Raw genomic sequence first — 12834 nt, forward strand, 5'->3', positions numbered from 1 at the left:
ATTCCCCTTGGGAACACGTTTTCCAAGGGGAGATCATCCATTACATCCTTGGAGAGGAGCAGCAAATGATTTTTACCAAGCAAGCTCAGCACAGAAAGAAAGAGCCCGTGTTTGGCTGGGTACTCTCATATGTAAAGCCTTATCGAGGTTGGGTCATAATCTGTATCATTGCCTCGCTTCTTGTGGCTGTGGCAAACATTTGGATGGGAATCCTGATCAAAACCATGGTCGAACATACGAACAACTTCGACAAGCTGGTCAGTATTGCTCTCATCATTTTTTGTCTGACCATCGTCGGTTTTCTCTCAAAATATTTCATCACGTATTCGGCAGCTAGATTCAGTTCAAGAGCCATGAGAGATTTGAAAAACAGCATGGCGTCTCATCTCGAAAAAGTCCCCATGTCCACCATGGATAAATATCATTCCGGCGATCTCGTTTCTCGCTTAACAACGGATGCCCAAATCTTGCAAAGCTTTTTGCAAAAGCATTTTTTCCAGCTTTTTTATCTGCCAGTTGTTTTTGTGGGAGCTCTTGGACTGTTGTTGACGATCAATTGGAAGTTAATCATCTTCAGCGTCGCGATCCTTCCCATCGCCATCGTTATCACAGGGTGGATGAGCAGACCGCTTCAAAAATATTCGGAGCAAATGCAGGACCATCTGGGTCAAACGAACGCTATCGCTCAGGATACTCTTTCAGGGATTCACATGGTCAAAGCTTTTCAATTGGAAGGCGTTCTGTATCGTAAATACCATGCGGGTATGAAACAGGTATTGAAAAATGCGTTCCAGGCAGAGAAGAAACGCGCGTGGATGACAGCACCAGGGATTTTATTGTTTTCTTCCCCCATCCTGTTTTTTGTTGCTTATGGTGGGTACTTGATTCAGGCGGGAGAATTGGATCTGGGAAGCTTGGTCATCTTCAGCTATTTGCTTCACTTTATTATCGAACCACTTTCACTCGCACCCGTGTTGTTTGCCCAAGTACAAGAGACATCAGGTGCGGCAAAGCGACTGCAAGAAATTTTTTTACAGCCAGTCGAACAAAATGATCAGCCTGCCATTCCTGTCGATCGAGAGGCGATTCCTGTACAGTTTGAAAACGTTACGTTTGCCTACGATCAGGCAAGGATTCTTGATAACGTTAGCTTTACGTTACATCGGAACAAGACCGTTGCGTTAGTAGGCGCCAGTGGGAGTGGAAAGAGTACCATCATGAAATTGCTGTGCGGGTTTTATCCAATGGAGCAGGGCAACGGAAGACTGAATGTTTTCGGGCATTCCATGGCTGATTGGAATATGACGGACATGCGGAGCTATCTTTCCATGGTTTCTCAGGATACGACGCTATTCCCCGTGTCTATTGCGGAAAATATCTCGTATGGCCGCATTCAAGCGACACAAGACGAGATTATCGCAGCGGCAAAAGCGGCCAATGCGCATGACTTCATTATGGAGCTACCACAAGGATATCAAACAAAAGTAGGGGAACGAGGCTCTCGTTTATCTGGCGGACAGAAACAGCGCATCGCGATTGCCCGAGCAATTTTGAAGGATACCCCGATTCTACTTCTGGATGAACCAACGTCTGCCTTGGATACAGAATCGGAAGCTTTGGTCCAGGAAGCGTTGGAAAATGTGATGAAAAATCGGACTGTTCTCGTCATTGCTCATCGACTGTCTACGATAAAAGACGCGGATGAAGTGCTTGTATTGGAGCAAGGACAAATTGTTGAACGTGGTACACACTACGATTTGCTTGCCCAAGGCGGCGTTTACACCAGATTGTATCAAAAACAGTTTGCCACAGAGATGCACAGCTCGCTGGCTGCAGGGGGGGTATAGGCATGTTCATCCAGAATTTAATGCGGGAACTACTTCAACTGCTGTCGTTTATGAAATCGAAAAAGCGAGCGTATATTTTGGGACTCGTGGGTGATGGAATCGGTCAAGCAGCTGTATTGGTATCTTTACCTTTCGTGTTCAAGGATCTGACGGATTTTGCGAACACAAAAGACCCTGCTTTATTAACCAGAGCGATTGCCACCATGGCTGTGATGTTCCTCTTGCTAAGTATCTTGTCTCCATTTTTTAGCTACATCTATCGACGATGCGTCCGCGAGCTCATTGCCAACATTCGGCTTCAAGTCTATCAACGATTGAGCAAGCTGCCTTTCGATTACTATGAGCAGCACCATTCGGGAGATACGATGTCGAGACTGGGCAACGATGTTGTCCTCATGGAAAACGCGTACGCGGAGCAATTGAAAACATTAAGCATCATCCTGCTGTCGCTGATTGGTTCGATCATAGGGATGTTTGCTATGGATTGGAAAATTGCCGTCGTCCTGTTGCTCGTAAGCGCATTGACTCTTTATGTGAATACGCTGTTTGCCAAGTCAGTCCGGCGCATTGGAGACCGAATGCAGCAGCAGATGGGAATTGGGACAGAAAGATTAAACGATTTTTTGTCTGGGTTGCCCATCATTAAAATGTTTCATTTACATAACGTTGTCACCGCACGTTACACGGAAGCAAACGAAGAAGTAGCTTCGTCTGCCATCAAGCAAGGTCATAAACACGGATTATTGGAAGGGACCAATTTTTTCATCCAATTCGTAAGCTTCGGGGGAATGCTTGTTTTTGGAATCATGATGGTATCCAAACAAATAATCGGGTTGGGCGTGCTGGTCGCTTTGGTTCAGCAACAGATGCTTGTGACACTGGCATTTCTGCAGCTTGGCCAAGTCATCACAGCGTTGCAAAGTTCGCTAGCAGGCGCTTCTCGGGTCGTCGATTTTCTGAATGAACCTCTCGAACCAGAAGAGTATCAGAAGAGCTCCGACAAACACCAGCTATGCGAAAGCATGCTGAAGTTGGAGCAGGTCGTTTTCGGATACAACGAAGATACAAACGTGCTGGATGGTGTTTCGTTGCGAGTCGAGAAAGGCCAAATGGCTGGGCTAGTCGGAACGAGTGGAAGTGGAAAAAGCACCGTCATGAAACTTCTGTTGGGGTATTACCCACCTGCGAGCGGCGCTCTTTATTTACTTGGCAAGCCCATGGGAGCGTATTCTCTTGCAGAAATTAGAAGCTTGATCTCGTACGTGCCTCAGGATGCCTTTTTGTTCGAAGGAACCATCGAAGACAATATTCGTTACGGATGCCTAGATGCTTCGGAAGAGGATGTCATCAACGCAAGCAAAGCAGCGTATGCGCATGATTTTATTATGGAACTGTCAGATGGCTACCAGACAAAAACAGGAGAACGCGGTGCCAAGCTATCTGGCGGACAGCGTCAGCGAATTGCCATTGCCAGAGCCATCCTGAAAAATGCGCCGATTCTTCTACTGGATGAAGCAACCTCCGCTTTGGATGCAGAATCGGAATATTGGGTGCAGCAAGCATTAACCGCACTGATGAAAGATAAAACGGTACTCGTTATCGCTCATCGCTTGTCGACTGTTGAGGATGCCGATGTGATTTACGTGATGGATCAAGGAAAAGTCATCGAGCAAGGTCACCATGTTGAGTTAATGGAGCACAACGGCACGTATGCCAAATTGTATGAAGTGCAGCAGCGAAAGGATCGAGCAGAACAAGTCAGTAGTCTTGAATTGACAGAAAGAAGAGTGAGCGCTACATGATTGCCATCTACGCTTTGAAATGTCCTGCTGTCATGGAAAAAGAGTTGTTCAACCGATTTTTGCAAGCACTACCCGAAGAAAAGCGGGAACGGGTCAACCGTTTCAGAAATCCGGCTGATTCCTATCGGGCGTTGCTCGCGGACGTGCTCGTACGCTCTCTCATTTGTGAAGCCTACGAGATTTCCAATGACGAAATCGAGTATGACTACAATGCATACGGAAAACCTTTTTTGAAATCATTTCCCAACTTCTGCTTTAACGTCTCGCATTCCGGAGACTGGGTGGTCTGCGCCACGCATGACTCGCAAGTGGGGATTGATGTGGAGCAAATATGTCCGATTGACTTGGATATTGCCACTCATTATTTTGCACCAGCCGAAGTAGAAGATCTCTTGGCAAAACATCCGGATGAACAGCTTCCGTATTTCTTCGACCTTTGGACTTTGAAGGAGAGCTATATAAAAGCGAGAGGAATGGGGCTGTCTATCCCACTACAATCATTCGCCATTAGAAAAAGCCTAGACCAATCGATTACGATATCGCAAAATGATTCGCGCGATGCTTGGGCATTTCATCAGTATGAGATCGATCCAGGCTACAAATTGTCAGTATGCGCGACTACCGATCAGTTTGCTGCTCAAGTCGTCATGAAGGATTTACAAGATTTGTATCAGGCCATTTTTCATAGAAAGATATCGAGGTAATTACGTAATGAAGAAAGGGCGGGGAAAGAGATGAAATTGTTCTGCTTTCCGTACGCAGGTGGACTTCCCAGCATCTATTACAGTTGGAAGCGAGTATTGTCCCCAGCGTTATTGGAAATTGATCCATTCGAGGTAAGGCCTTCACTCCAAAGCGATAGCGTGGTTCTTTCCACCTCGTTTTATGAGGTCTTGGAGGATGTATACAAACGGATCACACCAGAGCTGGGGGAAGAACCTTTTGCCTTTTATGGCCACAGCATGGGCGGATTAATTGCGTTTGAACTGACGCGAAAGTTGTTGCAGAATGGAAAGCCACTGCCCCAGCACTTGTTCCTGTCTGCATCCCGCGTACCACATGCGTATCACAAACTGGTGAAAACATACAACCTGCCGCATAACGAATTCATCGAATCGCTACGCACACTTGGGGGCACCCCCAATGAAGTTTTGGATAATCACGAGCTCTTGGAGTTATTTTTGCCTAATATTCGCGCTGATTTCCAGGCCGTGCAAACTTACGAAATGAATAACGAGCTTCCTCAGCAAATCCCTGTCAACATGACGGTTTTGTTTGGGAAAGAAGATTCTATTGAAATCCAAGATATTGTGGCATGGCGAGACTATTGCGGGCGAGAATGCAAATTCTACCCAATGCTTGGTGGGCATTTCTTTATTCATCACCAAATGAATACGATCCTAACGATCATTCAAGACACATTGAATGTAGAACGGGCAGTTGCAACCCGTGCACAATTCTAACGATTGTGCACGGCAACAATAAATCCTAAGGTGAAGGTTGGTGTTCTTTTCATGAATCAGAAAGCACTATCTCGTTTGCTGGCGGCCGTTACATTATCAACGGCGCTGGTCTACCCGCAAGCTGCAAGCGCAGCGGCTCCTCCTCCGGCTTTGCATGACGACAATCCAAGTGGTCATTTTGGTGACTGGTACACAGGTGCGGTTCCTCCCAATGCATCCAAAGACAAGCCTGTGATCCTGTTTGTCCAAGGTCTGCACTCCACCTACAAAACTTGGTATACAACAGACGGATTTTATGATGCAGCCTATAACGCTGGGTATCGTACCGCATTTGTGCAACTGAAGGACGCGGATGGTACTGGCGGAAACATGTGGACAAACGGTGCCAAGCTAGCCGAAGTCATTAAAAAGGTTGCAGATTATTACGGTGTTTCCAAAATCAATATCATTGCACATTCCAAAGGTGGCATCGATACACAGACAGCACTCGTCCACTACGGCGCACATCAGTATGTTAACGTCGTTCACCAGATTGCTACGCCAAACAAAGGTTCAGAATTGGCTGACTTAGCGTACAGCAATTGGGCAGGATGGCTTGCTGACATTCTTGGCAAAAAAGACGATGCGGTGTATTCCCTGCAAACGTCATACATGGCCAACTTCCGTTCCCAGACTGACAACCGTACCGAAATTCGTTCAACCAAGACATACATGGCTGCCGGAACAGGGGACGATGGCATGTTTAGTCCTACCTGGTTTGGTCATGCGGCTATTCCAGGTGAAGATGATGGCGCTGTTTCCGTAGAATCTGCCTTCGGTTTGCCTTATGGGATTAAGAGCTTTACCAAAGACATTTCCCACGGTCAAATAGTGAAAGCCTCGAATACATGGAATCTGGTCGAACCGAAATTGCAAAAGGCCTCTGTTCGCAGTGCAAATAAAGTAAGCGAAGACAAGTCAAAATCAAGAACTTTGGAAGAGAGCTCCGTCATTCTCCGTGGGGGCGAAGTGGAAGACACTGTCTCGGAAACATTTTTCCTGGAGAGCGGAATCAATCAGTTCAACCTAGATACGATGACCTCGTCGGAAGACACTGCTGTGACCCTGATCAGTCCGTCTGGCAAAAAGTATGAAGCGGACCGCAGTGAAAAAAGCGAATCGGAGGATGAATCCGAGATATTCCAAGATGCTGTTCATCACTTCATTGAAGTAGAGGAGCCGGAAGCAGGCGAATGGACACTTGAAGTGGAGGGCTCTGACGATGCCTTTTTCATGGTGGGTTCCGTGGATGGTGGAGAAGAAGCGAAAGTAAAGGCGAGCAAAAAGGTATTCAAGAAAGGCGACAAAGCGAAGATTTCCGTCGACCTGGGCAAAAACGAAATTGATCAATCGCTACTGGAAAAAGCAAACCTGACTCGCTCGCTGAACGGCGAAAAAGCAAGCGTCCTTGATGAAGTGAAGTTTGCCATAAAAGAAGATGAGCTTACTGGCAATTTTACCGTGCCGACTAAGCCAGGCGTTTATAATCTCTCCTTTGACGTAACCGGTATCAATGAGGACGGCGAACCATTTACACGCTCTATTAATTACAACTTTGCGGTAACAGATCGTGATGGAGAAATCGAATAAGAATAAGAAGCATCTTCAGCTATTGGCGATACTTGAACGAGTTAAACGAGTCTCGATTTCGCTTTCATTTTTTTACAGCCCTCGCGGAAAGTGAGGGCTTTTTTGTTTTGGCGGAAGAAGTATTCGTGACGAGAGTTTGGAGCGTGATACCTTTCTGTATTATAATGAAACGAATTAGCATGACATATAGTCTAGAACAGGTGGAATTTACTATGAAAACCGACCCTAATCATGAACTTATAAACGATTGGTTGGCTCTTACTCACATTACTGAAAGTATTTCCAATATGCTTGAAAAAGATTTACGAGAAAATTACAATCTTTCTTTAAAAGAGTTTTACGTCCTTTACTTTTTATCGAAAGAAAGTAATAAAACACTGAGATTACAACAATTACAGGAACGGGTTGGATTAAGTCAAAGTGCGATATCAAGGCTGGTTGGAAGACTGGAGGCAAAAAACTGCAGAGCTTTACAGAGGAATGTATGTGAAGACGACCGTAGAGGCGTTTATACTCAGCTAACCGAATTAGGTGAAGAAAAACTCCAGAGATACCTCGTGACGATGAATGAAATTCTCCAATCTGCTTTTTCAGATGGAAAATTTAATGAAGCATTACAATTGTTAGTGCAAAAGAAGTAATGGCAAAAAGCCACCATTTCCAAACCAACGGGAATAGCGGCTTTTTTTCGTATCAGGATCGCCGTTACACTTATCGGTTGACAGGTGAAAAAGGATAATGGTAAATTAAATGCGTGCGCATGCATTTAAAAACACAAAACTTTACTCACAAAAATCAGTAAAGGAGTGGGGGTTTCAAAGGTTTAGAGTTAAAAAATCGTATGATGATGTATCCTATGTGCATGTATTCAGATGCATGATGTAACTCATTAACGATGTGATTGTTACAACTACTGCTCAAGAGTGGTATGGAAAAATTAGAATGAAAAAATAGTGAAAAGAAAGAGGGAAGCACATGAATTCATCAAAATCTGTAACAGCGTTATTCACCCCGTTTGAATACAAAGGACTGAAACTTGAAAATCGGTTTGTTATGGCACCCATGACCCGCAGTTTTTCACCGAAAGGGATTCCAGGGCCCAATGTAGCTGACTATTACCGTCGCCGCGCAGAGAACGAGGTGGGCTTAATCATCACCGAAGGAACGCTAATCGAGCATCCAGCTGCGGGTGCAGATCAGAATGTCCCACATTTCTATGGAGAGGAAGCACTCGACGGATGGGCACGCGTTGTTCGAGAAGTACATGAGGCGGGCGGAAAAATTGCTCCGCAGATTTGGCATACCGGCATGGCTCGCCAAAAGGAGAAATTCCCAGAATCAGATGCCGAACCAATCGGTCCTTCTGGTCTAAGTCTTACTGGTGAAAAGGTATCAGAACCACTCAGCATCGAAGAAATCAACGATCTCATTCGGGCTTACGCACAAGCTGCGTCTCAAGCTAAGAAAATTGGTTTTGACGCAGTGGAAATTCACGGAGCACATGGCTACCTGATTGACCAGTTCTTCTGGGACGTCACCAACAAGCGTACAGATGAATATGGCGGTGATCTCGTAGGTCGCACCAAATTTGCTGTAGAGGTGATTAAGGCTGTACGGGAAGCAGTCGGTCCTGACTTCCCGATTATTTTCCGATTTTCCCAATGGAAACCGAGCGATTATCAATCCAAACTGGCAAAGACGCCTGAGGAATTGGAGCTTTTCCTTGCACCTCTGTCCGAAGCCGGTGTGGACATCTTCCATGCTTCCACTCGACGCTTCTGGGAGCCGGAGTTTGAAGGCTCTGATCTAAACCTGGCAGGCTGGACTCGTAAACTGACGGGAAAACCAACCATCACCGTTGGATCTGTTGGATTGGACTCAGAGTTCCTGAGTCTATTCACCGAAGGCAAGGGTAGTCAGCCCGCTAACATCGATAATCTGATTGAGCGTATCGAGCAAGAAGAGTTTGATCTTGTGGCAGTTGGACGTGCGCTACTGAGCGATCCGACTTGGGTATCAAAAATTCGTAATGGCAATACCGAAGAACTTCAACCATTTACGCGAGAAGCATTAACAACATTGAGCTGATCGCACAAACAGATTCATTGAGCTCCCGCTTCTCTTCACGATTGGTTTTTCCCCTTCCGAACTCAAAAAAGGAAGTGGGCTGAAAAGAACGATGTAGTTCCATTCATAAGAACAAACTACGATAGGGCGACCCAGTTACATAATGGGCTTGCCCTCTTTTTTTTGATAGAAAACGGGGTGGCTGCGGATACCGTTCGTAAATAGATGCATACAACCGTAAGGCGATTGGAATTGTAGTATGGAAGAGGCAGGAAAGGGAGCGTGTATCCGTATGATGAGGCTGTTTCGATACTTGACGTCCTACAAATGGCCGATCGCAGCGATATTGGTGCTTGTATTCGTCCAATCGTTATCCGATTTGTACTTACCAACATTAATGGCGGATATCGTTGATGTCGGGATTGTGCAGGGCGATACCTTCTTTATTTGGAAGGTTGGCGGTTTTATGCTGCTCGTCGCTGCGGGTGGGGGCTTTTGTGCCATCGGAGCCAGTTACTTCTCATCCAAGGTTGCTATGAGCTTTGGTCGTGAGCTGCGTGCTAAGGTATTTAACCAAGTAGAACACTATTCCATGCAGGAGATCGACCAAATCGGCACAGCCTCGCTCATTACGAGGACAACGAACGATATCAATCAAGTACAGCAGGTTTTAATCATGATTTTGCGTATCATGGTGGCTGCTCCCATGATGTGTATCGGTGGAATTATCATGGCTTCATCTAAGGATGCCAAGCTGACGCTTGTTCTTGCAGTAGTTGTTCCCATTCTAGCTTTAGCCATTTTCCTGATCGCACGCAAGGGGATGCCTCTTTTCAAAGTCATGCAAAAGAAGCTGGATAAGCTGAATTTAGTCGTGAGGGAAGGCTTGACGGGAATTCGTGTGATCCGCTCATTTAACCGCATGGATGTGGAGAAAAGGCGTTTTAACGAAGCGAATACCGATTTGACGCAGACAGCGATTAACGTAAATCGAATCATGGCAGCCTTGATGCCGATTATGATGTTGACTTTTAACTTGTCTGCTGTTGCCATTCTTTGGTTTGGTGGCATTCGCGTCAGTAATATGGACCTGCAAGTTGGTGATCTCATGGCGTTCATCCAATATGCGACACAGATTATGTTCTCATTGGTTATGCTGTCCATGATCTTCGTCATGGTTCCGCGTGCTTCTGCATCCGCTATCCGAATTAACGAAGTGTTGGATTTACATTCGACCATTTATGATCGCCCTGAGCCTGTGACGCAAACGAAAACAACAACTCCAGGCACGGTGGAGTTTCAGGATGTCACATTTTCTTACCCGGGTGCAGAGCATCCCGCATTGACCTCGATCACCTTTACAGCTCATCCGGGGCAGACTACTGCGATTATCGGAGGAACAGGCTCCGGTAAATCGACGATACTCAATCTGGTTGAGCGATTCTACGATGTGACTTCCGGAGCCATTCGAGTGGACGGCCTTGACATACGTGACCTGCCTCTCGAGCATTTGCGAGCAAAAATTGGCTATGTCCCACAAAAAGTGCTGCTCTTTTCAGGCTCGATCTCTGCCAATATTCGCTTCGGTAAAGAAGACGCGACGGATGCCGAAATCGAGAATGCCGTCAAAATTGCGCAGGCAAGCGATTTTATTGCGAGTATGAAGGGCGAATACGAGGCACACATTTCCCAAGGCGGTACGAACGTGTCCGGTGGACAAAAACAACGGTTATCGATTGCGCGGGCAATTGTCCGTCAACCGGCCATCTACATGTTTGATGACAGTTTTTCTGCGTTGGATTTCAAAACAGATGCGTTATTGAGAGGCGCATTAAAAGAAGAGATCGAGAAGAACCAATCCACGTTAATCATCGTGGCTCAGCGGGTTAGCAGCGTGATGGACGCAGACCAGATTATCGTGTTGGATGAAGGCTCGATTGCGGGTATGGGGACACATGAAGAACTCATGAAAAACTGCGAAGTCTATCAGGAAATCGTACGATCCCAACTGACAGAGGAGGAGATCGCATGAGTGAGCCGCGAGGGGGTAAGCAAGCGCCAAAGGGTGGCGGCCACATGGGTGGTCCGATGGGAATGGCAATGCCAGGTGCGAAAGCAAAGGACTTTAAAGGTACACTCAAGCGCTTGATTGGCTACTTTCGGCCACACCGTGTACAGCTAATCATTGTTCTTCTGGCTGCCATTTTGAGTACGATCTTTGCTATTGTTAGTCCCAAACTGATGGGGAAGGCGACGACGAGTCTTTTCGCAGGCATGATTGGTCTTATGCAGGGACAGCCAAAGGAAATCGTATTTGACTTTGCGTATATCGCAAATATCCTGCTCCTTTTGATCGGATTGTATGTCATCAGTGCGCTGTTCAGCTATTTGCAGCAATATGTGATGGCCGGAGTATCGCAGAAGATCGTCTATGACATGCGTGAGCAGGTAAATGAGAAATTGTCCCGCCTGCCGCTGAAATACTTTGATTCGAAAATGCATGGGGATATTTTGAGCCGTGTCACGAACGACATTGATAATATCAGCAACACGCTCCAGCAAAGTCTGACACAGCTCATCACTTCCATCGTGACGATCGTTGGTGTCATCATTATGATGCTGACGATTAGCCCATTATTGACTCTCATTCTGATTTTAACGTTGCCGCTCAGTGCCATTGCTACGAAACAGATCGCCTCGAAGTCTCAAAAGCATTTCATCGGACAGCAGAGCTCGCTTGGTGAATTGAATGGGCATGTGGAAGAAATGTTTACGGGACACCAGGTTGTAAAGGCGTTTGGATACGAGAAAAAGTCACAGCAGACATTTGATCAAATCAACGCAAAGCTGTATGAAGCCGGATGGAGAGCGCAATTTATATCAGGGATTATCATGCCGGTAATGAGCTTCATCGGAAATATTGGCTACGTGCTCGTCTGCATTGTCGGCGGGATTCTCGCTACGAACGGTTCCATTGAAATTGGGGATATCCAAGCCTTTATCCAATATACTCGTCAGTTCACGATGCCCATTGCGCAGACGGCGAACATCGCCAACCTGATCCAGTCGACGATCGCTTCAGCGGAGCGGGTCTTTGAGGTTTTGGATGAAGAAGAGGAAGTGCCTGAAAGCAAAGAGCCAGTCACGATCGCAGCGCCTAAAGGCAAAGTGGAATTTCAGCATGTCAAGTTTGGTTATAAAGAAGGGCATTTGCTGATGCAAGATATCAATCTCGTAGTAGAGCCTGGACAAAAGATTGCGATCGTGGGCCCAACAGGTGCGGGTAAGACGACCATGATTAATTTGCTTATGCGCTTTTATGAGCTCAATGGCGGAGCGATTCTGATCGATGACGTCGATATTACACGCATGAAACGAAGCGATCTTCGCTCCCTGTTCGGCATGGTCTTGCAAGATACATGGCTGTTTAACGGAACGATCCATGATAATTTGACCTATGCACATCCTGACGCTTCTGATACGGATATCATTCGCGCGGCGAAGGCAGCTCGCGCCGATCACTTTATTCGTACGCTACCAGATGGATACAAGACGGTGTTAAATGAAGAAGCCTCCAATATCTCCCAAGGGCAAAAACAGCTGTTGACCATCGCTCGTGCTATTTTGGCAGATCCTACGATTCTGATTTTGGATGAAGCAACAAGCAGCGTTGATACACGTACCGAGGTGCATATCCAGGAAGCGATGAATGAGCTGATGAAGGGGCGTACCAGCTTCGTGATCGCACATCGACTTTCTACGATCAGAAATGCAGACTTGATCCTCGTCATGACCAAGGGAACGATCATTGAACAAGGAACACATGACGAGTTGATGGAGCAAGATGGTTTTTATGCGGATTTATACAACAGTCAGTTCGCAGAGGCCACATCAGCAGGCTAAAAATGATGCTTTACACGAAACCGCCAAGCAAGGGCGGTTTTATTGTTGGGAGAGGAAATGTGCAAGATGGCACGGTAATTGCTTGTAAATAAATCAAGCAGGTAAACCAGTTCTATGAATACG

The 12834-nt window shown here is 46.2% G+C and carries 9 protein-coding genes; all 9 read left to right on the forward strand.

Annotated features, from left to right (window positions below):
- Nucleotides 1-65 precede the first annotated feature (65 nt).
- The 9 genes from ACFVS2_RS04000 (at nucleotide 66) to ACFVS2_RS04040 (ending at nucleotide 12711) form a co-directional block, all read left to right on the forward strand.
- Nucleotides 66-1847 (forward strand): ABC transporter ATP-binding protein, encoded by a 1782-nt coding sequence (locus ACFVS2_RS04000; RefSeq protein ID WP_390231206.1) that lies wholly within the window; start codon nucleotides 66-68, stop codon nucleotides 1845-1847.
- Between the two features lie 2 nt (nucleotides 1848-1849).
- Nucleotides 1850-3649, forward strand: coding sequence for an ABC transporter ATP-binding protein (locus ACFVS2_RS04005; RefSeq protein ID WP_390231209.1), 1800 nt, complete (start codon nucleotides 1850-1852; stop codon nucleotides 3647-3649).
- Complete coding sequence (locus ACFVS2_RS04010; RefSeq protein WP_390231212.1) at nucleotides 3646-4353, forward strand: 4'-phosphopantetheinyl transferase family protein; 708 nt, start codon at nucleotides 3646-3648, stop codon at nucleotides 4351-4353. The genes ACFVS2_RS04005 and ACFVS2_RS04010 overlap by 4 nt, the downstream gene beginning before the upstream one ends.
- Nucleotides 4354-4383: 30 nt before the next feature.
- Nucleotides 4384-5112 carry a thioesterase II family protein gene (locus ACFVS2_RS04015; protein WP_390231215.1) on the forward strand — a complete coding sequence of 243 codons (729 nt, stop codon included), beginning with the start codon at nucleotides 4384-4386 and terminating at the stop codon, nucleotides 5110-5112.
- A gap of 51 nt (nucleotides 5113-5163) precedes the next feature.
- Entirely contained in the window at nucleotides 5164-6741 is a 1578-nt protein-coding gene (locus ACFVS2_RS04020) for a proprotein convertase P-domain-containing protein (protein ID WP_390231218.1), read from the forward strand.
- Nucleotides 6742-6953: 212 nt separating this feature from the next.
- Nucleotides 6954-7382, forward strand: a complete 429-nt coding sequence (locus ACFVS2_RS04025) for a MarR family winged helix-turn-helix transcriptional regulator (protein ID WP_173617623.1) — start codon at nucleotides 6954-6956, stop codon at nucleotides 7380-7382.
- 334 nt (nucleotides 7383-7716) lie between these two features.
- Nucleotides 7717-8829, forward strand: a complete 1113-nt coding sequence (locus ACFVS2_RS04030) for an NADH:flavin oxidoreductase (RefSeq protein WP_390231221.1) — start codon at nucleotides 7717-7719, stop codon at nucleotides 8827-8829.
- A 271-nt stretch (nucleotides 8830-9100) separates the two neighbouring features.
- Complete coding sequence (locus tag ACFVS2_RS04035; RefSeq protein ID WP_390231224.1) at nucleotides 9101-10840, forward strand: ABC transporter ATP-binding protein; 1740 nt, start codon at nucleotides 9101-9103, stop codon at nucleotides 10838-10840.
- A complete protein-coding gene (locus tag ACFVS2_RS04040; RefSeq protein ID WP_390231227.1) occupies nucleotides 10837-12711 on the forward strand; it encodes an ABC transporter ATP-binding protein in 1875 nt (624 codons plus the stop codon). The genes ACFVS2_RS04035 and ACFVS2_RS04040 overlap by 4 nt, the downstream gene beginning before the upstream one ends.
- Nucleotides 12712-12834 lie beyond the last annotated feature (123 nt).

The sequence above is a fragment of the Brevibacillus sp. NPDC058079 genome, from assembly GCF_042885155.1.
Taxonomy (GTDB): Bacteria; Bacillota; Bacilli; order Brevibacillales; family Brevibacillaceae; genus Brevibacillus.